The 24,737-nt window shown below is 42.0% G+C and carries 20 protein-coding genes and 2 tRNA genes; 15 read left to right on the top strand and 7 right to left on the bottom strand.

The window, feature by feature from the left end:
* Window positions 1–20: 20 nt before the first annotated feature.
* Together C5749_RS13395 and C5749_RS13390 are read left to right on the top strand one after the other, a co-directional pair.
* The gene (locus C5749_RS13395) at window positions 21–1,208 is read left to right on the top strand and encodes an aspartate aminotransferase family protein (protein ID WP_105726665.1); all 1,188 of its coding nucleotides are present in this window, start codon (window positions 21–23) and stop codon (window positions 1,206–1,208) included.
* A 35-nt stretch (window positions 1,209–1,243) separates the two neighbouring features.
* Complete coding sequence (locus C5749_RS13390; RefSeq protein WP_105726664.1) at window positions 1,244–1,996, top strand: GDSL-type esterase/lipase family protein; 753 nt, start codon at window positions 1,244–1,246, stop codon at window positions 1,994–1,996.
* A gap of 28 nt (window positions 1,997–2,024) precedes the next feature.
* Here the strand turns inward: C5749_RS13390 and C5749_RS13385 are convergent, their stop codons facing one another.
* The 3 genes from C5749_RS13385 to C5749_RS13375 all read right to left on the bottom strand — a co-directional run bounded on the left by C5749_RS13385 (window position 2,025) and on the right by C5749_RS13375 (window position 8,064).
* A complete protein-coding gene (locus C5749_RS13385; RefSeq protein ID WP_105726663.1) occupies window positions 2,025–3,926 on the bottom strand; it encodes a RecQ family ATP-dependent DNA helicase in 1,902 nt (633 codons plus the stop codon).
* Entirely contained in the window at window positions 3,926–5,908 is a 1,983-nt protein-coding gene (locus tag C5749_RS13380; RefSeq protein ID WP_181151419.1) for a ComEC/Rec2 family competence protein, read from the bottom strand. Before C5749_RS13380 ends, C5749_RS13385 begins: the two co-directional genes overlap by 1 nt.
* Before the next feature lie 101 nt (window positions 5,909–6,009).
* The gene (locus tag C5749_RS13375; protein WP_105726661.1) at window positions 6,010–8,064 is read right to left on the bottom strand and encodes a ComEA family DNA-binding protein; all 2,055 of its coding nucleotides are present in this window, start codon (window positions 8,062–8,064) and stop codon (window positions 6,010–6,012) included.
* Window positions 8,065–8,404: 340 nt separating this feature from the next.
* Between C5749_RS13375 and C5749_RS13370 the strand changes: the two genes are divergently transcribed.
* Window positions 8,405–8,477, top strand: a tRNA-Met gene (locus C5749_RS13370).
* Between the two features lie 49 nt (window positions 8,478–8,526).
* Window positions 8,527–8,599: transfer RNA gene (locus C5749_RS13365), tRNA-Met, on the top strand.
* Window positions 8,600–8,782: 183 nt separating this feature from the next.
* On the opposite strand, the gene C5749_RS13360 is transcribed toward C5749_RS13365, so the two are convergent.
* Window positions 8,783–9,739: a ribose-phosphate pyrophosphokinase gene (locus tag C5749_RS13360; protein WP_105726660.1), complete on the bottom strand. Its 957-nt coding sequence runs from the start codon at window positions 9,737–9,739 to the stop codon at window positions 8,783–8,785.
* Between the two features lie 355 nt (window positions 9,740–10,094).
* Here C5749_RS13360 and C5749_RS13350 point away from each other — a divergent pair, with 355 nt between their 5' ends.
* Window positions 10,095–10,691, top strand: coding sequence for a 50S ribosomal protein L25/general stress protein Ctc (locus C5749_RS13350; protein ID WP_105726659.1), 597 nt, complete (start codon window positions 10,095–10,097; stop codon window positions 10,689–10,691).
* An 84-nt stretch (window positions 10,692–10,775) separates the two neighbouring features.
* Window positions 10,776–11,339: an aminoacyl-tRNA hydrolase gene (pth, locus tag C5749_RS13345; RefSeq protein ID WP_105726658.1), complete on the top strand. Its 564-nt coding sequence runs from the start codon at window positions 10,776–10,778 to the stop codon at window positions 11,337–11,339.
* 24 nt (window positions 11,340–11,363) lie between these two features.
* Here the strand turns inward: pth and C5749_RS13340 are convergent, their stop codons facing one another.
* Both C5749_RS13340 and C5749_RS13335 read right to left on the bottom strand, forming a co-directional pair.
* A complete protein-coding gene (locus tag C5749_RS13340) occupies window positions 11,364–13,217 on the bottom strand; it encodes a M56 family metallopeptidase (RefSeq protein WP_105726657.1) in 1,854 nt (617 codons plus the stop codon).
* 3 nt (window positions 13,218–13,220) lie between these two features.
* Window positions 13,221–13,583 (bottom strand): BlaI/MecI/CopY family transcriptional regulator, encoded by a 363-nt coding sequence (locus tag C5749_RS13335; protein ID WP_105726656.1) that lies wholly within the window; start codon window positions 13,581–13,583, stop codon window positions 13,221–13,223.
* Between the two features lie 176 nt (window positions 13,584–13,759).
* Between C5749_RS13335 and C5749_RS13330 the strand changes: the two genes are divergently transcribed.
* Entirely contained in the window at window positions 13,760–15,046 is a 1,287-nt protein-coding gene (locus C5749_RS13330; RefSeq protein WP_105726655.1) for a citrate synthase, read from the top strand.
* A 44-nt stretch (window positions 15,047–15,090) separates the two neighbouring features.
* Here C5749_RS13330 and C5749_RS13325 read toward each other — a convergent pair whose 3' ends face one another.
* On the bottom strand, window positions 15,091–15,870 hold the full coding sequence (locus tag C5749_RS13325; protein ID WP_105726654.1) for an META domain-containing protein: 780 nt from the start codon (window positions 15,868–15,870) through the stop codon (window positions 15,091–15,093).
* 215 nt (window positions 15,871–16,085) lie between these two features.
* Here C5749_RS13325 and nuoH point away from each other — a divergent pair, with 215 nt between their 5' ends.
* The 8 genes from nuoH (at window position 16,086) to C5749_RS13285 (ending at window position 24,737) form a co-directional block, all read left to right on the top strand.
* The gene (gene nuoH, locus C5749_RS13320) at window positions 16,086–17,159 is read left to right on the top strand and encodes an NADH-quinone oxidoreductase subunit NuoH (protein WP_105726653.1); all 1,074 of its coding nucleotides are present in this window, start codon (window positions 16,086–16,088) and stop codon (window positions 17,157–17,159) included.
* Between the two features lie 43 nt (window positions 17,160–17,202).
* Window positions 17,203–17,736: a 4Fe-4S binding protein gene (locus tag C5749_RS13315; RefSeq protein ID WP_105726652.1), complete on the top strand. Its 534-nt coding sequence runs from the start codon at window positions 17,203–17,205 to the stop codon at window positions 17,734–17,736.
* Window positions 17,736–18,284 carry an NADH-quinone oxidoreductase subunit J family protein gene (locus tag C5749_RS13310; protein WP_105726651.1) on the top strand — a complete coding sequence of 183 codons (549 nt, stop codon included), beginning with the start codon at window positions 17,736–17,738 and terminating at the stop codon, window positions 18,282–18,284. Before C5749_RS13315 ends, C5749_RS13310 begins: the two co-directional genes overlap by 1 nt.
* Window positions 18,281–18,586 carry an NADH-quinone oxidoreductase subunit NuoK gene (nuoK, locus tag C5749_RS13305; protein ID WP_105726650.1) on the top strand — a complete coding sequence of 102 codons (306 nt, stop codon included), beginning with the start codon at window positions 18,281–18,283 and terminating at the stop codon, window positions 18,584–18,586. Before C5749_RS13310 ends, nuoK begins: the two co-directional genes overlap by 4 nt.
* 7 nt (window positions 18,587–18,593) lie before the next feature.
* Window positions 18,594–20,618, top strand: coding sequence for an NADH-quinone oxidoreductase subunit 5 family protein (locus tag C5749_RS13300; protein WP_105726649.1), 2,025 nt, complete (start codon window positions 18,594–18,596; stop codon window positions 20,616–20,618).
* Window positions 20,619–20,621: 3 nt separating this feature from the next.
* Window positions 20,622–22,226 carry a complex I subunit 4 family protein gene (locus C5749_RS13295; protein WP_105726648.1) on the top strand — a complete coding sequence of 535 codons (1,605 nt, stop codon included), beginning with the start codon at window positions 20,622–20,624 and terminating at the stop codon, window positions 22,224–22,226.
* A gap of 16 nt (window positions 22,227–22,242) precedes the next feature.
* Window positions 22,243–23,721 carry an NADH-quinone oxidoreductase subunit N gene (locus C5749_RS13290; protein WP_105726647.1) on the top strand — a complete coding sequence of 493 codons (1,479 nt, stop codon included), beginning with the start codon at window positions 22,243–22,245 and terminating at the stop codon, window positions 23,719–23,721.
* Between the two features lie 410 nt (window positions 23,722–24,131).
* Entirely contained in the window at window positions 24,132–24,737 is a 606-nt protein-coding gene (locus C5749_RS13285) for a DUF4254 domain-containing protein (RefSeq protein WP_105727051.1), read from the top strand.

The following is a 24,737-nucleotide window of genomic DNA, read 5'->3' as shown; positions in this document are numbered from 1 at the left end:
GATTACCTGTCAACTAAAAAATGATTAGCAATAGAGAACTCTTTCTTAAAAATACTGCCCAAACCTCTTCCTCCCCCCGATTATTTGAAATCGTAAAAGCAGAGGGAATCTATCTATATGGAGCTAACGGAGAACGTTATATGGATCTTGTATCCGGTTTTAACGTCAGTAACATCGGACATCGGCATCCCAAAGTATTAATGGCTATTCAACAGCAATTGGAGAAGTACCTCCATGTCACGGTGTATGGCGAATTTGTCCAAGCACCGCAGGTACAGTTTGCCACCGAATTATTAGCAACCCTTCCTTCCTCGTTCGGCGCCGTTTACCTGACGAACAGTGGCACAGAGGCCGTTGAGGGTTCCATGAAAATTGCAAAAAAGTATACAGGACGTCGGCAAATTATCGCGGCTGAAAAAGCTTATCATGGAAGCACCCAGGGGGCTTTAAGTTTAATCGGCAACCCTGCGTACCAGGAAGCATACGCCCCCCTACTCCCCGAAATAGAATTTATCAAGTTCAACAATATAAGTAGTTTAGATAGCATCACAAACCAAACCGCAGCGGTTATTGTGGAAGCTATCCAAGGAGAGGCAGGCGTGCGTGTTCCGTCTACCGAATTTATGCAGGCTCTCCGCATAAAGTGCGACGAGACGGGTGCAATTCTGATTTTTGATGAAATACAAACTGGCTTCGGAAGAACGGGAAAGCTGTTTGCCTTTGAACATTTTGGAATCGTCCCAGATGTTTTGATGTTAGCAAAAGGTATCGGGGGTGGTATGCCACTCGGTGCATTCGTTGCACGAAAGGAGATTATGGATGTCATCAAAGACAACCCGATGTTAGGACATATTACCACTTTCGGGGGACATCCTGTAAGTTGCGCTGCTGCATTAGCTTCTTTGCAGGTCATCCAAAATGAAAACCTGCTGGATACAGTGGAAACAAAGGCTGCTTTGTTCCGTAAGGAATTGAATCATCCTAAAATAAAAGAGATTAGAGGAATGGGATTGATGATGTGCCTACAATTGGAAACCTTTGAACAAGTATATCAAGTAAGCAGCTTTTGTGCTGAGCACGCTGTGATGATCGATTGGTATTTACACTGTGAAACCGCCTTACGAATAGCCCCACCACTTACGATATCGGAAACCGAAATAAGACATGCTTGTGAAATAATTCGACAAGGTATTGAAAAACACGCTTAAAAAGACTAACTTGGTTTTATAAACCTTCACTTTATATGGAAACCAGAAGAAAATTTTTAACGAAAAGCCTCCTTACCTTAGGAGCCGCCACTATAGGCACACAGGCATTATTTGCAGCAGAAAACAACCTAGCGAAAGGTAGTAAGTTACGTATACAACAAAATGATATCATCTTATTTCAAGGCGATTCAATTACGGATGCCGGACGCAAACGAGATAACTTAAAACCAAACGATACCGCTGCTTTTGGTCACGGGTATGCGATGATGGCTGGCGCCACGCTACTCAATACATATGCTGATAAAAATATTCAGGTTTATAACCGGGGCATCAGCGGAAATAGAGTTCCAGACCTTATCGACAGATGGGACACCGATACGCTTCAGCTCCGACCGACAATATTAAGCATCCTGATCGGCGTAAACGATTTTTGGCGCACCATCGATAGAGGCGCTCAAAATACGCCGCAACAATATAAACAACAATATCAACAATTGTTGGATACGACTTTAAAACATCTTCCACAAGTTAAACTGATTATTGGCGAACCATTCGGTGTGAAAGATGTAAAACACGTAACGAATGTATGGTATCCTGACTTTCTAGGTTATCAACAAGCCGCGAGAGAAATAGCAAAAGAGTATAATGCAACGTTTCTGCCCTACCAATCGGTGTTTGACAAAGCCGCAACCCGTGGTGCTGGCGATTATTGGACAACAGACGGTGTACATACTTCTTTGGCGGGCGCAAATCTCATGGCAGAAGCATGGCTAAGCTTGATTAAATAATAATCTTAGGGCCGGGTTCATCCCTGCCCTAAAAATCACTATTCCAATAATACAAACCATCACGTAAGATAATCTGTTGTTGATCTAGAAGCAAACGGATCACGTGCAGCTTCGTGTCGTCGTCACCAAAAGTTAATTCATCACCAAGCTGCTTCACATCTTTTCCGCCTGCTAACAACGCTGTCTTTATCTCTTCCTGTAATTTTTCGTGTATTTCATGCCGATGCTGACGGATCAGACATAAATCACAAATACCACAAAACGTCTCTTCTTTTTCCCCAAAATAGGTCTGCAAAGCTATACTTCGACAGTCCTTCGCATCGAGATATGCATAAATAGCTTTTATTTGTTGTTGTTTAATATGCTTTCTCTCTTCAATAAAGGAAGTATCGATAAAAAGGTGCTTATAGTCGACACGTGCTTGACGAAATTCAAGTTGTGGAGCATCCGTCTTGGGAAGATACGAAGCAACTTCCAATTGCTGAAGACCTTGCAACCTATTGACCACTGTATCATAAGAAACTTTAAGTTTCTTTGCCAGTTCATACTCGTTCAACGCTACGTAAAAATCAAATACACCGCCCGTCGTACGTAAAATAAGCTTGATGAGCAGGTCATACTTCGCTGACTGCACCTGAAACTTATACAACTCTTGGTAATCTATCTCAAATTTAAATCGGGAGGGGATAAAGACGGCTTCAGATAAGGAAATCCATCCATCCCTTTCCAAGAACTTCAAGGCACTCAACGTTGGAAAAACATCAATTTTATATCGTTTACAAAAATCGACTACATCAAAATCAAAGAAAAGCCCTTTTCCGGCACCGTACGCAATTTGGAAATAATTTCCTAAGTGATGATAAACCTGTTGTATGAAGGGTATCGGCGGGAAGCTGGATATAAAATTCTCCCACAATTTTTCGCGATCAGCCTGTTGATACATCAGCACCGGAAACGCTTTTTTTCCGTCGCGGCCTGCCCGGCCTGCTTCTTGGTAATAGGCTTCCAACGAATCGGGAATATCTAAATGCAGTACAAACCGTACATCCGACTTGTCTATCCCCATGCCAAACGCATTGGTAGCCACAATAACACGTACGCGGTTTTCCATCCAGCTATCCTGCTTTTGTGAACGGGTTTGTGAGTCAAGTCCGGCATGGTAGAAGTCCGCAGGTATGCCGTGATTAATTAAATATTGCGCTACTTCTTGTGTCTCTCGTCGATTACGCACGTAAATCACCCCCGCTCCCCCAATCTTGTGTATCATGCGCAACATCCGTCCCATCTTATCCTCTTCTGCCAAGACCATGTAGGCTAAATTTTCTCTGCGGAAACTCTTTCGAAAAACTTGTCCTCCGACGAACCCCAGCTTATCTTGGATGTCTTGGACGACACGCGGCGTCGCTGTAGCCGTTAGTGCCAAAAAGGCTGTATTGGGATGAATCTCTCGCAACTTTGCTAGCTCTAAATAAGCTGGACGAAAATCATACCCCCACTGCGAAATACAGTGTGCTTCATCGATGGCGAAAAGACTTACTTTCATATAGCGTATCCGTTCTTTTACCAAATCACTATACAGACGTTCCGGGGCGAGATAAAGAAACTTAATTCGTCCGTAAACACAATTATCCAATGCAACATCAACTTCTCTATGAGACATGCCCGAAAAAATAGCGACCGCTTCAATACCTCTTTTTCGCAGATTCTGGACCTGATCTTTCATCAAAGCGATTAGGGGACTCACCACAATACATATGCCTGCCATTTGAAGTGCCGGTACTTGAAAACAAATTGATTTTCCCCCGCCTGTAGGCATTAACGCCAAGGTATCACGACCTTGTAACACTGCATTTATAATGTCTTCCTGCAGCGGACGAAAGGTCTCATGACCCCAATATTGCTTTAATATACCTAGACTTTTATTTTCCATCACTTCTTCTCCCAAACATAAGCAAAATTATTTTTCAAGACATAATACGGCATTCCCAAAGCATCCGCATTTTCTTCTATTTTCAGTAAAATGTCAGACGTATTCGAGCCGTCAATGATCAAAAGTCCAACATCGCTAAAGTATCCAACATCTAGCGTATGATATGATGACATATTACGCCATAATAAAATATCACACCTCATTGGCTTTCTTTCCACCGAAGCGCCGTCCATAATGCCCAATATGCCCACTGAAGTTTGAATCCTCATTTGTTGGTCATTTTTTAATTCTAGTTTATAAAAAACGATATCTTCCGTTCGTATATAATGATTAAGATCTGGCAGAACCTGCATAGCTAGCCGGGGATGCTCTACACTATCCAACGTGGACATCAACGAAACCTTTCCCTGGTCAATCACCGCAATGGCAACCTCACGTCCCACATTATATATTTTTATACCACTGTAGGACATATATCGTATCGAGGTAATGACGGCAGAAAGTAGTAAAATCGCTACCGAAATGAGTGTACACCACAAAAATTGTTTACATTGGCTATACCAAGTGACAAGTAAAAATATAATAACCAGAAAAAATAAGATAAGTTGTGTTTCCGATAAACTTATACCCTGCGCAGTCGCAAAAGGCAATCCTTTGATAGCTTTAAGCCCCCATAGGAGTACGTGACACAAATAGGTTAAACCCGTCCCTAGATAGGTACTGACGAACGGAAACGGGCATATCGCTAAAATTATACCTCCGTACATCAACACGGCGGCGGGTACCGGTACAAAAAGATTCCCGAGCAGAAAATAATTGGGAAACTGCTGGAAGTAATATAATGTTAAAGGCATTGTGAAAAGTTGAGCACTGACCGAAACCAATATAACTTGCCATATAATACGCATCCATTTGCTGTTTACAGGAAATGCCTTATTAAGCAGCGGATAGATGGTAAATAATCCAAAAACAGCTAAATAGGACAACTGAAAGCCGATCTCGAAAATCGTAAAGGGGTTAAATAGAAGTAAGCAGCATGCCGACGCGAAAAGCGAATTAAGGTTTTGGTTAGCGCGCTGACTCCATCCGGCTATTAATAGAAAAGAAAGCATTACTCCTGCACGTAGTACAGATGGCGCCATGCCGGTCAGCAAAACGTAACCCCATATCGAGATAAGAATCAGCGTGAACCGAATGGGCCTACCATGCGGGTGCCGATCTAAAAAGCCGAGCAAAAAATTCAATAGGAAAAACACCATACCGACGTGCAACCCCGAAACACTTAAAACGTGTACCGTACCTGTATTAATAAATGCAGTTAATGTCTCCGTCTGAAAATTGGCCCGATAGCCTAAAATCAACGCCGAGCAGATCTCCAGCGCTTCTCTGTCTGTTATAAAGCTATCAAATTTACGGACGAAATATTGGCGTATGATCAATGCCTTTGCCACCAGACTATTTCCTTTCTGACTTCCAATAAGCCGCATATCTGCAGGTTGTATATATGCCTGATGATATATGTTTTTGTGTGCTAGATACCTTTTATAATCGAATTGTTTAGGGTTATACGGCGCACGTGCTTCCACGACGTTATTACGAAACAACAATTCATCGCCATAAGATAGTATTAAATCAGGCTTCTCGTTCTTCCGAGCAATACTTAACATGATTTTTCCTGTCGCCGGACGCACTTTTTCCGTCTCTACGGCATAACGGATCTCTACAGGAAAGCGAATACTCGCCTCGCCAAATACCGGCTCGTCTCTAACTACCCCTACCAGATATTCGGCTTCTGCAGACATAAAATGTCGTAACTGCTGTGCAGGGAGTTCCCGTCCGATCCAAAATACACCTAGAAAGAACAACATGATATAAAAAACCGGCGGAAAGACAGTTCGTCGCCACCGCTTATTATATACCTCACTGCACATCAAAAGCAGGAACATAATGATGATACAGCCATAAACGATCTGAAAAAGCAAAATCGACAGCGTTATATAATAACCGCAAACAATGCCTGTTCCGAAAAACAAAAAAACTTTGGCAAACGGTGTTTTTCGTAAAACCAAATAAACAGATTGTTCTACCATCGATATCGGAATTGCACTTTGATAGCTGACCGACGAGGCCCGTCGCTTCGATCTAATCCCGAGCCTACAGTTTCCGTATCTAAATAGTGATTTTGGCTATAACGCAGCCAGAAATCGATTTTTCGACCGACACGATATCGTAGGTTGATATAAGACCGACCTCCCTTCCCATTATACATCGGGAACGCACTCGCATACAACACATCGTTTTCGTACGCGTACAGCCTCGCATCATACGAATCGGTAGAAAACATGGCAAAACGCATATTTGCCTGCAGAGGCAAACGAGTCGGTTTCCAGAATACATCTTGGTAAGCTAGCCATCCAAAATCAATTCTTCGTTGCTTCTCATACCGCACAGCTTCTGCCCGGCTCCGGATTTCCCACTGTTTGGACAGCTTATATTGAAAGGCTAGGCGTAACTGGTCCTTTAACACGTCCACAACTGCCCTATTTGGAGGTCTCTCACTATTATTCTCTTGCTTTAACCGATGGCGATAACGCAGCGAAATACGTCCTATCTTGTACCACGTATAAGTAAGTTGAGATAGAACATCCATTCCCTCACTCGGTTCATCAACCCGATAACGCAACCATGGAAAGCGGAACACATCTATATAGTTTACCCATTCTATCTTTCTATTAGGATGAAACATGAATCCGGTATAAATACCTTCCTCATTGACAACCGCGCTCCCTTCTCCCAATGCTTGCGCGAAAACAGCATGGTAGTTCCGTTGATAGTTTCGATAAGTGGCGAATGCTGATATTTTCGGATGCAAACTGGCAATCAAACCATTTAATGTAGCCCATCCCCGTCCATACTCATGGGCCGTTTCACCAAACAAATACATGTTCTTAAATGTATATTGGTAATTCACACCAATATTGGCCAATCGGTCCCCCTCAAAAGCATACGCGTGACGGGGCGCACCGTTGCGTACGATGGTGCCATCGTATTGGGTATAGATACCGATGGCTCCTAACTTGAGACGTTTATAACGATAGGTTATATCTAGTCCAACCACTCCTTGATTAATAGCTCGACGGTTACGCAGCTCGTTCGGCGTTCGATGTAGCCCAGAGGTCGAAATAGAACTAATAATATAATTTCCGTCGGCTGTCATCGAACGGTTGCCGGATAATTTCCGCAAAGAAACGAAAGGTGTAACATCCCAATTACCAAAAGATAGACGCGTGGCAATACCTGAAAGATAGTTATGCTCATTCATAGACGTATAGCTCCGTAGCCCTGCCCCTTGCCTGGCACTGCTCGTAATCATTGCTCCTTTACCAAAACTCAGACCATTCCACATCACAAGCCCCTGTCCGATCTGCAACGCGTAGTTACCTAACAGTACTTCTTTAAATACACCTAAATCTTTTACATACAGGCTGACGCCATAATGATCAAAACCGTAACGTTGCTTCTCCCGAAAAAAAGGCTCCCCCGCATCTTTTTCCATATTGACTGCCAAGCGTAATCGATTACGAAAATTAAAACGGTAACGCAGCATATACCGATTTGCATCCCCCAGATAACGTGATCGTGTACTATCCGTAATCAGGTAACCTTGTTGTTTCTCGAATACGGTGCCGTAGCGCAACATCAGCTGTTGCTCACTATCATCATAAAGCTTCTGCCAAGTTAATCCCCTGAGCGGGGATATAGCAGATACCGTGACGAACGGGCTTAATCGCTCAATAGTAGGTAGATCAAAATGGTCAATCCCCTGCAACTCCAAAACCGAGAGAAATTTTCCTGCCTGCTTGCGATGTGCCAAAAGACTCGCAATCTGTATAGGCGACAGAAATAAGAGCGTAGCCAGTTCCCGCTCGTCCGTTTTGTTTAAATCAATTGGCCGTATACTGTAATGACGAAGAAGCTCAAGAAGTTCATCAACTTCGATTTCTTTGTCCGATTCCTCCACAAGCTGCTCCACAATTTGTTCTACGACTGGGCTTTCGCCCCATGTTTGGCTTTTTACCAGCGTACTATACCCTGATAAAACAGCAGCGGTTAAAATAAATACGGAAATAAAACGCATAGCGCATGAGCATTAAAAATAAACCAATAGGGAGTGTTGAACCATATGGTCCAGTACGGTGTGTTGTCCGCCAGACTGTCTGGCAGAAAAACGCTCATTTTACACGTCAAAGCATTATTTCCCCTCCAATGCAAAGCGGATAAATAATACTGCTGAACGGATAAATAGAGCATTACAACGGTTAGTGGTAATCTTCCTTTCATCACAATTCATTATAATTGATAAAGTGAAAATACAGAATATTAGAACGTTATCCAATTTCCCTATTAATCTTTTTAAAAAAGCAGATTTCATTTTGGTTTAAGCATAAAAAACGCTATCTTTGTGGCACCAAAAACATTGCGGGGTGGAGCAGTTGGTAGCTCGTCGGGCTCATAACCCGAAGGTCATCAGTTCGAGTCTGATCCCCGCTACTAACAGAACAAGCAAAGCGCGAGGCTGAGCTTAAAAATAAAGAAATATTGCGGGGTGGAGCAGTTGGTAGCTCGTCGGGCTCATAACCCGAAGGTCATCAGTTCGAGTCTGATCCCCGCTACTAAATAAAAAGCGCCAAGGAAACTTGACGCTTTTTTTGTTGGCGACCCTGATGTTTAGGGATGGACAATACAATTGCATGAGTCTTCCTTGACTTTAATTGTCGCATAAGGAAAACCTTCTATCATATCAACAAAAAAAGCGACCCTTAAGTCGCCTCATTCTTAAAACCACAAGGTTACTGTTATTTTATATCAAACAAACCAGAAATTGATCCGTGTTCGTTTACGTTTTTAATCGCACCTGCAAATAAGTCTGCCGTAGACAATACGTTAATTTTACTGCAACTTTTTTGCTTCTCTGGATTTAATCGGATAGTATCCGTAACAATCATCTCTGTCAAGACCGAGTTCTCGATGGTATCATACGCCTTTCCTGATAATACCGCATGCGTACATACCGCCCTTACCGAACGAGCACCATTTTCCATAATCAAGGCAGCCGCCTTTGACAGGGTGCCCGCTGTATCGCAGATATCATCGATTAACACCACATCTTGATCCTTCACCTCTCCAATGATAGACATGGATTCGATTTCATTGGCACGTTTACGACGTTTGTCACAAATAATAACCTCAGCATTGAAGAATTTAGCAAATGTCCGCGCGCGATAAGACCCCCCCATATCCGGAGACGCAATGGTAAGGTTTGGCAAATTCAACGATTTAATATAAGGCACAAATATAATAGAACCATCAAGATGATCGACTGGGATATCAAAGAATCCTTGTATCTGTGCAGCATGTAAGTCCATAGTCATGATACGATGTGCACCGGCGGCCATGATAAGGTTTGCAATTAATTTTGCACCAATGGCTACGCGAGGTTTATCTTTTCTGTCTTGACGAGCATACCCAAAATAAGGGACGACCACCGTAATATAATGAGCAGAAGCGCGCTTTGCGGCATCAATCATGAACAAAAGCTCTAAAAGATTATCGGTCGGTTGGTTCGTGGATTGGATTAGGAATACGTCGCTTCCGCGTACTGATTCATTGTAAAAAGGCTGCATTTCTCCATCACTGAATTTGGATAAGGTCATGTCGCCGAGCGGCTTCCCATAAGATGTAGAGATTTTTTCCGCTAATTCCACTGTCCCAGACCCTGCGAACAGCTTCACCGTGTTAAATTGCAAAGGCATTTCTTATGCGTGTTTTATATGTTTGTTGGATTACTAATATTTCCAATAGAAAAAGAAAATCAAAAAGTTGTCCGACCTGGATTCGAACCAGGACTAAATGAACCAAAATCATTTGTACTACCCTTATACTATCGGACTAAAAAACGTTAAGATTAACTTAGCTTTGCCGCAAAGTTAGCCAAATGTTTCTTAAAACAAAAGAGTTAAATTACAATGGGTTAAAGAGGTTTTCAAATAAATTTGCTAATCAAAAAAAATACCGTATTTTTGCACCTCAAATAGATGATTAAGAGGTGAAACCGATCCCGATTTATCGGGGGAGCTCTCATCAACCATTAAAAATTAAAAAAATTAGATGAAATCAATTGCTATTAGCGGTTCTGTTAGACAGAACGTAGGGAAAAGAGATGCAAAAGAATTGCGTTACGAAGGAAAGATTCCTGCAGTTCTTTATGGTGGCAAAGAACAAACCCACCTAGCTGTATCCGCAGCTGATTTGAAATCTGTTCTTTATACTGCTGATGTGGTATTTGTAGAATTAGATATCGACGGCAAAAAAACACGCGCTATTGTTCAAGACGCACAGTTCCACCCACTTACCGATTTGGTAACACATGTGGATTTCTTAGAATTGTTTGATGACAAGCAAGTTTCTGTAAACATTCCTATTAAATTAACAGGAGATTCTCCCGGTGTTAAAATGGGGGGTAAACTTGTTCAGAAACTACGCGGCCTTCGCGTAAAAGCATTGCCAAACAACCTTCCTCAAGAAATTGAGGTTCCTATGGAATCCTTAGAGGTTGGTAAATCTTATCGTGTAAGACAAGTAACATTGGAAAATGCGAAAGTTCTTAACAATGCTGATGATACCATCGTATCTGTAGTAATGTCTCGTGCATTGCGTCAAGCAGAGCAGGAAGCAGCGAAAGCAGCAAAGGGAGCTAAGAAATAGTACCCAGCATTTAGACAAATAAAAAAGCATCGCTTATGCGATGCTTTTTTATTTGTCTAACATCTAATTCTTATCTTTGCGCTCATGAATTATTTAATTGTCGGGCTGGGTAATATCGGTAAGGAATACGCAGATACACGCCATAATATCGGGTTTATGGTGGTGGATGAAGCGGCCAATCAAGCCGGAGCAACCTGGTCATTAATGAAGCTTGCCTATTATACCGAATTTAAATTAAAAGGCAGAAACGTATACATGATTAAGCCCACCACCTTTATGAATTTAAGTGGTAAGGCTGTAAACTATTGGATGCAGGAATTGAAAGTTCCGTTGGAGAATGTACTGGTTGTGGTAGACGACCTAGCCATTCCGTTTGGTTCTTTACGCATCAAACCCAAAGGTTCTGCCGCAGGTCACAATGGGCTCCGTTCTATAGAAGCTACTTGCGGTGGGCAAAACTACCCTCGTCTGCGCTTCGGTATCGGTGATAATTTTCCAAAAGGACGCCAAGTAGATTATGTATTGAGTCCTTTCGATCGCGATGAACAGAAAGAATTGCCTGCGCTTATCGATCATGCAGTTAAAATGATTCAGAGCTTTGTCCACATTGGAATTGAATTGACAATGACGAATTTGAATACGAAGTAGGGACAAAAAATTATTTGCCTTTACTTACTCTTTTGTTGTCACCATCACAACGCCATCATATGTACCTAAATCTATTGATCGGTTATGAAACTTAAAGTAATTATTTGCTTCTTTTTTAGATAGGGTGACGATACTCTTCTTCTCGCCTTCATCTATTTTGGCATATTCTTCTTTCGACACCATTAAACCATCTACCACATACCCCGGATTCTTTAAAGGCTCGGGTGTCTGAAGGCTCCAAGCCCGTAATCCTGACGCATTATTTCCTTCTCCTTTCCTTTTAGTCGCAATAACAAGCACGCCATTTTTTCCTTTATCACCATAGACAGATGTCGCCGATTTGTCTTTTAACACAGAAATGGATTCAATTTGATTTGGATCTAAAGTATCCATAACATCCTGTCCGTCACGCTGTATAACACCATCTACCACGTACAAGGGCGCAGCATCTGATGTCAATCCCCTGAACATTAACACCGGGTGCTTTGCCGTATCCAACGCGTTCGCTTTTACTCCTCGAACCTTAACCGTACCGAACTTCTCGACCCGTTCTGCCGAGGTTATTTTTTCACGATAACGAATACCCGCATTCAATGTATCAATTATTTTCTCTTGCAAACCTTTTTTTCTCACCCCAGCGTCTTCCTTAGCTTTCGCTTTGGTGGTAATTTCAACAACTCCTTTAGCGGCTTCATCTCCATATTTCAGTATAGCTTCCGCACTCTTCTTCCAAACATTTATACGCTCAATATCGTTCGGGTTCAACTCGTGTACATCATAACCTGACAGCATCCGTTTACCATCGACGATATACAACGGTTCTCCCTGAAGCCCTTTAACGGTCAATGTACTTTTTTCTCTAGATAAGGTATCTTGTTCATCTTTTATCGTATCTGTGCTTACAATTACGCTCTTTAACAGCTGCTGAGCATTGTTACGTCCTTCATTTTTTTCTTCAGCTTTGAAAGAATCTAATCGTTTTTCCCTAACCACTTCCGCCGCTTCTGTAATCTTCACATCAGCTTTACTGATCGTAAATGCTCCTGCCGAGAAGATGAAGATCGGTAGCAGGAAAGCATATTTGCTCAATTCGAGTTTCGACGACTTTTTCTTGTTCATCATCATAATGCGCTTTTTTAAAAATTTAAAATTAAACTGATTGCTCATGCCTAATGAAGCACCCTGCTTCGTGACATTCAGCAACGAATACTGATAGGTTTGCCGATCGACCCCCTTATTTAGCACTTGTTGATCAGTCAAGTATTCCAAATTCTGACGTACAGCTCTGCGCATGAGCCACACGAAGGGATTATACCAACAAACTATCAGTAAGATTTCAAACATTAGTATATCCAAGCTGTGAAGGCCTTTCACATGAATATCCTCATGTTCAAAAATATCATGAAGTTCCGGTTCTTGATGTTGTTCCTTATGGAGATAAATTTTGTTCAGAAAGGAAAACGGAACAATAGGAAATAATACATTTTGGTACCAATACGTTTTCCATACCGTTTTCCGTGAATAAATATGAATACGCAATAAACTCAATAACTGTATGCATAGTCGCATCGCAAACCATAATCCGGCAACCGCGATACAACTATATATAGCGTTCTCCAACGTATAAACAGGCTTAGCTACTTGTTGCATATAAAAATCCGGCAAATACCCCATCCACTTTCCTACAGGCTCTATATGTCTCCGAAAGAGGGATTTAATATCCAAAAAGGGGTATACAAAGGAGAAAATCGCTCCGACAAGAAAGAACCCTCTATTTAGACGATAAAACGTCAATCTTTTCAATAAGACGGAATACCCTATATAAACAACAGTTAATAAGATATTCACCTGAATGATATAGGCGAGTAAGGAATACATAAGCTAAGATTTCTTTTTCTTTATCATGTCCATTATTTCCTTTAACTCCGCAGCGGAAAGCTTCTCCTCTTTCACAAAAAAGGAAACCATTTCCTTGTAGGAATTTCGAAAATAATCCCCTACAAATCCGTGCATAAATTTTCCTTTATATTGCTCTTCCGAAATGATAGGCTCATAGCGCTTTGCGTTGGCATACTTGACAGCTTTCACGTACCCCTTACGTTCTAGATTCCTAATCGTCGATGCCAAAGTGGTATAAGGAGGCCTTTCTCCTTTTAAATTGTCCAATACTTCTTTCACAAACCCACCGTTCAGCTGCCAGATCGACAACATCGCCTCTTCTTCCTGAATCGTTAACTTTTCCATAATCAAAATACTAACCTTTCACAATATTACGAAATACTCGTAGATAAAACAAATGTTTTAACAAAAAAATAATACATAGCGTTACAATTCTTTGTCATTTAAATTGTCTCGCTATTAGATTTTATCGTCGATTTTTATACATTTGTAGAAAGTAGATTATTTTAGATTAATAACATATGTCGGATAAAGCAACAATAAATTTAGGCGGAAAATCTTACGAATTGCCAATTATTATTGGTACTGAAAACGAGAAAGCGATAGATATCTCCAAGCTGCGAGATCAATCAGGATATATCACATTGGACCCGGGATTTAAAAATACAGGAGCCACCAAAAGCGCAATTACCTTTTTAGATGGGGAGCAGGGCATTCTACATTATCGCGGTTATCCTATCGAGCAGTTAGCAGAAAAGTCTACTTTTCTTGAAGTGGCTTACTTATTGATATACGGAGTACTTCCTACCAAAGACGTCCTAGAAAAATTTCGTTCCGATATCAGAAAGCAGATGATGATACACGAAGATATGAAGAATTTCTTCGTCGGTTTTCCTTCCAAATCTCACCCTATGGGTCAGCTGTCCTGTTTGGTTGGTGCGTTATCAGCCTTTTATCCTGAATCGTTAAATCCGAACGCAACAGAAGAAGAGGACAACAAGACGATTATCAATCTGATAGCAAAGATGCCGACTATTGTTTCATGGATACAGAAAAAATCACTGGGTCAACCCGTGGTTTATCCTAAAAACAACTATGGCTACATTGAAAACTTCCTGAATATGATCTTCGGAGAAGTGACGGGAGAAACTAATTTTGATCCCGTCGTTATTAGCGCAATGCATAAATTATTGATCTTGCACGCGGATCATGAGCAGAATTGCTCTACATCTACCGTCCGTATAGTGGGTTCATCCAACGCTAATTTATATGCTTCTATTTCAGCAGGTATCAACGCGCTATGGGGTCCGCTACACGGAGGCGCAAACCAAGCGGTTATTGAGATGTTGGAAGCCATTAAAAATGATGGTGGTGATGCGGAGAAATACCTTGCAAAAGCGAAAGACAAAAATGATCCATTCCGCTTAATGGGTTTTGGACACCGTGTCTATAAAAACTTCGACCCTCGTGCTAAAATCATCAAAAAAGCTTGTGATGATATTTTAGAAAGACTAGGCGTCCAGGACCCTGTATTGGATATTGCGAAAAAGTTAGAAGAGGCAGCACTAAACGACCAATACTTCATCGATAGAAAACTATATCCTAACGTTGATTTCTATTCAGGTATCATTTATCGTGCTTTAGGTTTTGAGTCAGACATGTTTACCGTATTGTTTGCCTTGGGTCGGCTTCCGGGATGGATTGCACAATGGAAAGAGATGCGCGACAATAAAGAGCCTATCGGGCGTCCACGCCAAGTATATGTCGGCGAGACGAAACGCGATTACGCCAATTTCGATAAGCGATAAACAAAAAAGACACGATTTTGATCGTGTCTTTTTTGTTTATCGTTTTATTTTTTCTGCCAACGCATCACCACAATATCGTCCATAATCATGGTCAATGTGGAATCCTGTACGTCAAATGATGTCACACGCTCGATATTTTTAAAGAACACTTGCTCACCATTTCCCGGACAAGCCATCTTGGTCGACATCAGTGGACCAAATGAAATAGCATGCCCATCGATGCTCACCGTGCCCGAAAAATTATTACAGCTGCTGTTGCCATTCACTTTATTTTTTGCCAGATCAAACGTAATTGTTGGTTTCCGGGTGGCATACAACGTATTAAAGTCGGTTTCGGGTTCCATAATATAGTCCAGTTCCCAAGTGCCGGTCAACTTATCCGATTGATCCACAACCAATGTAAACTTAGCCAATGCATCTCCGTCTCTCCCTTTCGATAGTATCATGGTGTCTTCCATTACTTTATAGGTATCTGCTTCATCAAACAGCGTACGTAATCCGTTCTCGATGCTCATATCTTCACATGCCATCATTGTTGACATACCACGTGAGAATGAGATTCCATTGTTCTTCTTTAAGCTATACTCACCTCCTACACCATTACAACCTCCGCTCGCACCATAACGTCCACTTTCTTCATCCAATTCCAAATACGGCATTTTCCCGTTTACTGTCGCCGGAACGACGCTGCCGTTCAGTTCGACCAATTGCCACTTCTTTCCTACTAACGTCGGTACACTGTTACTCGCCGACTTTCGGACCGCACAACCTGCCAACAAAATCATAATCAAGAGGCCGACATAAATAAAGTTATTCTTTTTCATTTGTATGTAGTTATTTGTAAGTATACGAAAAGTATTCGTTGTTCTTTCATTAAACAACCCTTTAAACGAAAGGTTTGAGAAGGGCGCTACAAGGTTAACATTTAATGGCCCGAAATAAAATCTACTATTTCAGTATATTTTTTTTAAATATTATGGCGTTTTGCTACGTTTTCCGTATGTTTGCATCTAATTAAGAACTATTCTAAAAAGACAAATTGGCCGATTTCATTGTCCATATTATTGTGCCTGTCGTAATCTTTGCTTTCATTGCGGGGTTCACGCTGTTTGCCGTATATGCGGAGCGTAAAATCGCAGGCTTTGTACAAGACCGTTTAGGTCCAATGGAAACAGGGAAATATGGTCTTATGCAAACGTTGGCAGATATTTTAAAACTACTCCAAAAAGAGTTTATTACACCATCGGCGGCCGATAAGGTATTGTTTGCAATTGCCCCAATCGTGATATTTGTCGCCGTATTCATCGGCTTTAGCGTCATCCCGTGGGCGCCTGACTTCATCCCCGCGAACACCAATACAGGGCTCTTTTTCATCATGGCTATTGTAGCAATTGACGCTATAGGTATTTTGATGGCCGGCTGGGGCTCTAACAACAAATATTCGTTGTTGGGATCTATCCGCGCCATTGCACAGATGGTATCCTACGAACTACCTGTAGGGCTTTCACTTATTGCGGCGGTCATGATTACACAGACGTTAAACCTTAATGACATCGTCTACCTGCAAGGAATTGCATCACCCGAGCAAATCTATTTTATGGGATTTTGGAATGTAACCGATATCGGTGGAATTTTCGCTTGGCACATTTTTCAAGCTCCCCATCTTCTGATTGTTTATGCCATTTTCTTTATCGCGTCGCTTGCGGAATGTAATCGTGCTCCTTTTGATATTCCAGAAGCAGAATCAGAGCTTATTGGTGGCTTCCACACGGAATACGGCGGAATTAAATTTGCTTTTCTGTTTCTAGCAGAATACGCGATGATGTTCTTAGTGGCGATATTGGGCGTGGTGATTTTCTTAGGGGGATGGAACAGTCCGCTACCCAACATCGGGAGTTTACGTCTTGCCGACTGGACAACAGGACTAGGCTGGGGAGTTGTATGGACACTGTTAAAATCACTGACAATCGTCGGTATACAGATGTGGATTCGTTGGACACTACCTCGTTTTCGGGCTGACCAACTGATGACCTTATGTTGGAAAATTCTAATCCCGCTAGCGTTCGTTTGTCTCGCTATATCGGGATTATGGAGAATATTAGTTATGTTGTAAACGTAAGATAGCTTTGGTATTAAAAACAACCATACAAGGATTTATGACTGCCGTTAAAGGCTTATTTTTAACGGTCAAACACCTGTTTGGTGCGCACAAGTCCCGTAATACGTTCGATATTCGTGACGAAAACTACTTCAAGCAACAAAAAGGCGTTACCACGGTACAGTACCCAAAGGAAAAAATGCCTATTCCCGAAGTTGCACGTTATCAATTGCAAGTTGACATTGAAGATTGCATTGTCTGCGATTTATGCGCGAAAGCATGTCCGGTAGATTGTATCGATATCCAGGCCATCAAATCGGTAGGTGTCATCGGGAAAACGTCAGATGGTAGTGTTAAACGGCTATATCCTGAGAAATTTGATATTGACATGGCAAAATGCATGTATTGTGGCCTATGTACAGTCGTATGCCCTACAGAGTGCATTACCATGACCGACCAATACGACCGCAGCACATCAAAACTGACGGATCTAATCTATGGTTTTTCCGATATGACAGACGAAGAAATTGCTGAACGAAAAGAAGAGTGGACACGCTTTCAAGCTGATAAGGAGGCAGCTAAGAAAAAATAATGACGATAGAATCCTTATTATTCTACGCTTTTGCCTGCATGGCCATTGTTTCCGCTCTTTTGTTAGTCAACATACGTAATACTGCCCGTGCACTGTTTCTGCTTTTCATCGTGCTTTTTGCCATGGCAGGGCTTTACCTTTTCGCATTGGCAGATTTTATAGCCATAACCCAGATATTAGTATATGTAGGCGGAGTGCTTATTCTCCTAATATTTGCTTTTATGCTATCCAATAAAGAATTACTTAACGATTTGCAGTCTACATCTAAGCATTTTATTTCATTGCCTAATTGGCAGGCACTGGTTCTAGCTTTCGCTTTTCTCGGCGTTATGGTATACAGTTATATCAGCTGGTCGCAACACATGCCGCAATGGATTGCGCAATCCGAAGCCAAAGGGTCAATTATCTTGCCTACAGACAACAATATCAAAGCATTGGGATTCAAGTTTATGACCCAATACGTATTACCATTTGAAATTATATCTGTTTTCTTAATGATGGCCCTTATCGGAGCTGCACACGTATCGCGGAAGGAGGACGATATATGATCAGTCTTACCCATTTTTTAGTTGTTAGTGCGTGTATTTTTTGCATCGGTTTGTATGCGGTGCTTGCTAAACGCAACACCATTATGATCTTGGTGGGCATCGAACTCATGATTAACGCTGCTATACTGAATTTTGTGGCGTTCGGAAAATACGATAAGATAAATTACGGCGGCCAAGTTTTCGCTTTATTCGCCATCGTTCTTGCAGCTGCGTCCGTCGCTGTGGGGTTAGCCCTTATCTTAAACGTATATCGGCATTTTAAAACCATTAATCCCCAAGACATCCACGAATTGAAAGACTAAAGTGAACATGCTTCTCCCAATATCGCCCATTATTGCCAGCATCCTCGTGATGTTATTTCCTTTGGTGGCCTCCGTTCTACAGGCCATGCTCGGTAAAAAAGCGATTTCAGGCAATATGGCTTTAATAGCTATCTTAGGAAGCACCATCATCAGTCTATTTGGTGTATTCTTGCCTGTGTGGAATAGTACATCGCTGCAACAAAAATGGGAGTGGTTTACTATTGGAGACCATACGCTTCATGTAGGGATACTTGTAAATAACCTCACAGCATTGATGCAACTGGTCGTCTGTGTTATTGCGTTACCTGTACATATTTACTCACGCGCCTATATGAAAGGTGATAGCGGTATACACCGTTATTGGATGTACCTAAGCTTATTCTGTTTCGCCATGTTGGGGCTCACGGTATCTCTCAATCTGTTGCAACTCTATATCTTCTGGGAACTAGTGGGTTTCGCCTCTTACTTGCTGATAGGTTTTTGGTTTACTAAAGAAACTGCTGCACAGGCCAATAAAAAAGCGTTTCTAATTAATAGAATCGGAGATCTTGGTTTTCTTATCGGGATAGCCCTTGTTTATGCTCATTGTGGCACACTAGATCTAGCTACCTTGTTTAATCAAACAGGGTTCTTTAAAGACATTGATATCGGTCTTATATCATCTATTGATAAGAACGCCACTTGGGTTACTTTCGCGGGGTTAGCATTTTTCTTAGGTGCTATGGCTAAATCAGCCCAATTCCCGCTGCATGTATGGTTACCCGATGCGATGGAGGGCCCTACCTCTGTATCATCCCTTATCCATGCGGCAACGATGGTGGCAGCAGGTGTTTTTCTACTATGCACTGTTTTTCCACTTTTCAATGAAACGGTTTTACTCATCATTGTTATTATCGGCACCCTCACTGCGCTTTCCGGAGCTCTTTTTGCTTTGGGGCAATATGATATAAAAAAAGTACTGGCCTTTTCGACCATTTCCCAATTGGGCTTTATGATGGTCGGCGTTGGCATTGGTGCATGGGATGCCGCCATGTTCCACCTTACTACCCACGCCTTTTTTAAATGTTTACTGTTCTTGTGCGCCGGAGCACTCATACATGAAATGACACATTGGAAAGCAAAAGCACAATTGGATTTCGATCCAAAGGATTTACGGCACATGGGAGGTCTACGCCGTTTTATGCCCAAGACCTTTATTTGTATGGTAATCGCTTCCTTATCCCTTGCCGGATTCCCGTCCACTTCGGGATATCTTTCCAAGGATAGTATCGTGATTACTGCATACGAATGGGCAAGTCATCTTGGCGGTGCTTATGTGTTGATTCCGATATTGTTGATTATCATCAGCATACTAACAGCATTTTACATCGGACGACTTATTTTAAAGGTGTTTTTTGGTTCTTTTAAATACCGCTCTCATATTAAAACCATTAAATTCCATGAGGCGCCGAAGGCAATGCTTATACCCATGGTTTTTCTTGCTGCAGCTAGTCTATTCCCACTTTTCGGATTGTCATTAGCGGATTATCATAGCTCCTGGATTATGCAAACATTGGACGCTAATACCATCTATCCTACGCAAGCACAAGCTCATTTATTCATCCCTGCTCTTTTAACGGGAGGAGCTATCTTGGGATGGCTCGTCGGGTGGAGCTGGTACGTAAAAAAGAAATATCCATTGTCCGAGAACAACAGGCTGGTACACTTCGCAAATAAACAAGGTTATTTAAACGAGTTTAACGAAAGCATATTCGTAAAAGGAACACTAGAACTTAGCCGTATACTATATATTTTTGATCAATACATGGTAGACGGAATCACCAAGTTTTTTTCGTGGTTTGTACGTGGGCTTTCTGCGGCCGTCTATTGGTTTGACAAATATATCGTCGACGGGCTGGTCAATTCGTTTGCCCAGGCGACGTATTATATCGGCCACCTTGTCCGGCATGTTCAAAATGGACAGTTACAGGGATATCTGGGCTTCGCGCTGACGATTGTTATTTTGGGAATACTTTATCTGATAATTACATAAGAAATGGGCTTGTTATCCATATTGATCTTTTTACCACTGGTTGCTACGTTACTGATCCTAGCCATACCATCGTCGGCGAAAGCGACATATAAATACATTGCTTTATGTTTCACCCTTCTGCAATTCGGTATTTCGCTTTATCTCTACGGAAATTTCGATGCCAAGTTGGGTGGTATCGAACAAATGGATGCTTACCAGTATGTCGAGCAATTAGCATGGATACGCATGGACCTGGGCACCGTAGGGAAATTAGAAATAGATTACTTCATCGGTATAGATGGTATTTCGCTGCCCCTTATCGTATTAAGCACACTGGTGATGCTAATGAGCGTTGGCGCTTCGTGGAACATCGATAAAAGCCCGAAAGGTTATTTCGCCCTGCTGATGATATTGAATATGGCGGTGATGGGTGTTTTTTCCGCATTGGACTTTTTCTTATTCTATGTATTCTATGAGGTGATGCTGCTTCCCCTTTATTTCCTCATCGGCATATGGGGAGGCGCTCGGCGGGAATATGCTGCTATCAAGTTTTTTATTTATACCTTATTAGGATCAGTACTCATGCTTTTGGTTATCGTGGGGCTTTACTTCTCGGTCATCAACCCAGCAACGGGAGCACATACGTTCAATATGTTGCACATGATGAACCCCGCTAACTATGTCGATGGTTCTTTCTTTGCTCATATCACCAATTACCATGAAGTCTTTGGTATACCCGCTCGTCTGATCGGCTTTATTGTTTTGTTTTTCGCTTTTGCTATCAAAGTACCGATTGTGCCGTTGCACACCTGGCTACCGGACGCACACGTAGAGGCACCTACGCCCGTCTCCATTATTCTTGCCGGTGTATTGCTAAAAGTCGGTGGATATGGTATCATTCGGGTCTGTTACAGCATTTTTCCCGATATAGCTGCCAACACCAACTGGTGGCTCGCACTGATCGGGGTCATATCGATAGTATATGGCGCACTCAACGCATTGGCACAAAAAGACCTAAAACGCATGATTGCCTATTCCTCCGTATCCCATATGGGATTCGTACTATTGGGAATCGCCTCGCTCACTGCGGAAGGACTCGCAGGCGCTATGTTCCAAATGGTTTCTCATGGATTCCTCAGTGCGGCACTATTTTTCTTGGTCGGCGTGCTTTATGACCGCGTACACGACCGCTATATCTATAACTTCCGCGGCCTCGCCTCGCTGATGCCTAAATATACCGCTTATGTGGCTATAGCATTTTTTGCCTCATTAGGTCTGCCCGGTTTCTCTGCTTTCATTGGCGAAGCTTTTGTCATCATTGGTGCGTTCAATGCCGAAAGCATGTCAACCGGCATACCTCGCTGGATGGCAGTGGGTGGCTCTATTGGCATATTATTGAGTGCGGCATATTTCTTATGGACACTACAACGTATGTTTTTCGGCCAAACACGACTACAAGGCGGACAAGCCTGGCAAGAAGCATTAACCGATCTGAACACACGCGAACAAGTTGTCTTGTTCCCCACAGTTGCACTGGCATTGCTGCTCGGTATTATGCCTTCCCTGGTGTTCGGCAACCTCAACGCTTCCGTAATACAACTCATTGATTTAATAAAACCCTACTTGTAAAATTAAGCATAGCAACGTGAACGTCTCCATACCCCATATACTCGATCAGATCATCGCTTCCGTTCCGCTTTTCAAACCGGAACTAGTGCTGATTATCGGTTTTATCGTGTGCATCTTCACGGCCCTTTTCTTCGAAAAACGTTGGAAAAACAGCACTTTTATTGCTTGTATGGTTACGCTGGCATTTTCACTGTACTACCTCATTGACCAAATGCCTAATACGGGAACAGGATTTTCAGGCATGTGGCTAGTCGATCCACTAAGTACCTATGCCCGTCTTGTGATTATTTGCAGTACACTGATCATCGCTATCTTTCTACAACAACGTCACTCCAAAAAAAACAATGGAGATGTATACAGCATACTGTTGGCTGCTACATTAGGCATGCATGTATTGAGCAGTACGAGTAATTGGTTAATGGCTTTCATCGGAATAGAAATGGTCTCTATCGCTTCCTATATTTTGGTGGGGTATTTTTCGCAGAATAAAGTCCAATCAGAAGCCGCAATGAAGTATGTTCTTTTTGGGTCGGTATGTGCCGCGGTGATGCTCTATGGTCTTTCGCTCGTCTATGGATTAACGGGCAATCTGGATTTCCAGTCGGCCATGCATTTACAAGGACTAATGGATGCGCCCAAAGCTATTATCACGCTCGCTTTACTTTTTATATTTGTCGGGATAGGATTTAAGCTTAGCTTTGTACCTTTTCACGTATGGAGCCCCGATGTCTACCAAGGTGCGCCTACCGCTATTACCGCTTTTTTATCCACTATACCTAAAGTGGGCGCAATTGTCTTATTTGCGCGTCTTTACCAATCGTGGACATCTACCGCATTTTATTTTTCAGAATTAAGCACTTGGTTTATCATCGGAGTGGCCATCGTCACGATGCTTATCGGTAATCTCGCTGCGCTTCGACAGCAGGACGTTAAACGGATGATGGCGTATTCATCCATCGGACATACCGGCTTGCTCCTCATGGCCGTATTTGCTTATCAAGATGCTTTCAGCTACTTGTTATTCTACATTGTTGCATACGTCGTCATGAATTTAGCTAGTTTTATCTTTATCGACCAAATTGAGCAACAAACAGGCTCTACTTCCCTCCTTTCCTACGCAGGTCTAGGCAAAAAGATGCCGTTATTATTTACGGCATTTACGTTGGTTGCTGTCTCGCTTATCGGTATACCGCCAACGGTAGGTTTTGTAGCGAAGCTGATGGTATTTACCTCCACATTTTCCTTTTTTCAATCTTCCGGTGACACAGGTGTTCTCGTAATGCTTATTGTCGGCGCATTAACATCGGTTATCTCGCTTTTTTTCTATTTCAAGATTCCGTTATACGCCTTTTTGCGTGACACCGATCAGCCCGTAGCGGTTAAAAAACAGATTAGCGTTTTGCTTTGTATCGCATATACCTTAACCATATTGGTTATTCTATTTGGGATATTTCCTAATTGGTTAATGGCCTATTTATCAACTTCTTTTTCTTGATAAAAAGAAGCAAAAAATCAAGGCTGAGTATCGTTCGGCTATCTTTGTTGTCTATTCCTGAACAGAACGAAACTCCCTTCGGTCAAACAACGTTCTGTTCTATACGGAATAGTCTGCTCAAAGATGACCGCCGAACAATACAAGGCCAATTTAATCCGCCTAATCGCAATTGTTTATTAACCGTTTTGTTTACGCAATTGCACAATCCCTCCTTAATAACATTCAATGTCGCATGCGAATGTTTTACAACTGTATAAACTCATCCTTAGTACTATCCCTAATGTAAAACATTCGAGGCGACGAGCTTTATGGATTCGTGTTTATTTTTGGTGTCCATGAACTCACTTTGTTCGGTTTTGCTTCTTTTTCGCGGAGAAAAAGAAGATAAAAAAATCCTTATCTTTGCTTTTATGATCAGTGCAATTGCCAATAACATATTTCAACGTGCCATTGAGGATTATCATCGTTACGATGACATTGACCATCCTATGGAGAATCCGTACGACAGTCAGTCGTTAGAACATCTACTGTATCTAAAATGCTGGATAGATACCGCGCAGTGGCACATGGAAGACGTTGTCCGCAATCCGGATATCGCACCTGAAGAGGGGCTGAACTGGAAGCGCCGTATCGATAAGCAGAATCAGGTACGCACGGATACCGTAGAATATATCGATAGCTACTATTTACAGCAGTTCCATGATGTGCGTGCCAAAGAACATGCGCGAATCAATACGGAAAGTCCAGCTTGGGCTATCGATAGGCTATCTATTTTGGCGCTGAAGATATATCACATGGAACAAGAAACCAAACGCACCGATGTGGACCAGGCACATATTGCATCTTGTCAGTCGAAATTAGAAATATTGCTTGAGCAACGCAAAGACCTGTCACAAAGCATTGATGAATTACTTACCGATATAGCGTCTGGAGATAAATACATGAAAGTCTATAAGCAGATGAAAATGTATAACGATCCATCCCTGAATCCGGTACTCTACGGAAAAAAACAATAA

The organism is Sphingobacterium gobiense, assembly GCF_002980575.1.
Classification (GTDB): domain Bacteria; phylum Bacteroidota; class Bacteroidia; order Sphingobacteriales; family Sphingobacteriaceae; genus Sphingobacterium; species Sphingobacterium gobiense.
This window is presented reverse-complemented; position numbering and strand designations above follow the sequence as displayed.

Bases quoted from the DNA above. Each gene is read 5' to 3' on its own strand.
- C5749_RS13395 (WP_105726665.1), top strand. From the start codon at position 21: ATGATTAGCAATAGAGAACTCTTTCTTAAAAATACTGCCCAAACCTCT.
- C5749_RS13390 (WP_105726664.1), top strand. From the start codon at position 1,244: ATGGAAACCAGAAGAAAATTTTTAACGAAAAGCCTCCTTACCTTAGGA.
- C5749_RS13385 (WP_105726663.1), bottom strand. From the start codon at position 3,926: ATGGAAAATAAAAGTCTAGGTATATTAAAGCAATATTGGGGTCATGAG.
- C5749_RS13375 (WP_105726661.1), bottom strand. From the start codon at position 8,064: ATGCGTTTTATTTCCGTATTTATTTTAACCGCTGCTGTTTTATCAGGG.
- C5749_RS13360 (WP_105726660.1), bottom strand. From the start codon at position 9,739: ATGCCTTTGCAATTTAACACGGTGAAGCTGTTCGCAGGGTCTGGGACA.
- C5749_RS13350 (WP_105726659.1), top strand. From the start codon at position 10,095: ATGAAATCAATTGCTATTAGCGGTTCTGTTAGACAGAACGTAGGGAAA.
- pth (WP_105726658.1), top strand. From the start codon at position 10,776: ATGAATTATTTAATTGTCGGGCTGGGTAATATCGGTAAGGAATACGCA.
- C5749_RS13340 (WP_105726657.1), bottom strand. From the start codon at position 13,217: ATGTATTCCTTACTCGCCTATATCATTCAGGTGAATATCTTATTAACT.
- C5749_RS13335 (WP_105726656.1), bottom strand. From the start codon at position 13,583: ATGGAAAAGTTAACGATTCAGGAAGAAGAGGCGATGTTGTCGATCTGG.
- C5749_RS13330 (WP_105726655.1), top strand. From the start codon at position 13,760: ATGTCGGATAAAGCAACAATAAATTTAGGCGGAAAATCTTACGAATTG.
- C5749_RS13325 (WP_105726654.1), bottom strand. From the start codon at position 15,870: ATGAAAAAGAATAACTTTATTTATGTCGGCCTCTTGATTATGATTTTG.
- C5749_RS13315 (WP_105726652.1), top strand. From the start codon at position 17,203: ATGACTGCCGTTAAAGGCTTATTTTTAACGGTCAAACACCTGTTTGGT.
- C5749_RS13310 (WP_105726651.1), top strand. From the start codon at position 17,736: ATGACGATAGAATCCTTATTATTCTACGCTTTTGCCTGCATGGCCATT.
- nuoK (WP_105726650.1), top strand. From the start codon at position 18,281: ATGATCAGTCTTACCCATTTTTTAGTTGTTAGTGCGTGTATTTTTTGC.
- C5749_RS13300 (WP_105726649.1), top strand. From the start codon at position 18,594: ATGCTTCTCCCAATATCGCCCATTATTGCCAGCATCCTCGTGATGTTA.
- C5749_RS13295 (WP_105726648.1), top strand. From the start codon at position 20,622: ATGGGCTTGTTATCCATATTGATCTTTTTACCACTGGTTGCTACGTTA.
- C5749_RS13285 (WP_105727051.1), top strand. From the start codon at position 24,132: ATGATCAGTGCAATTGCCAATAACATATTTCAACGTGCCATTGAGGAT.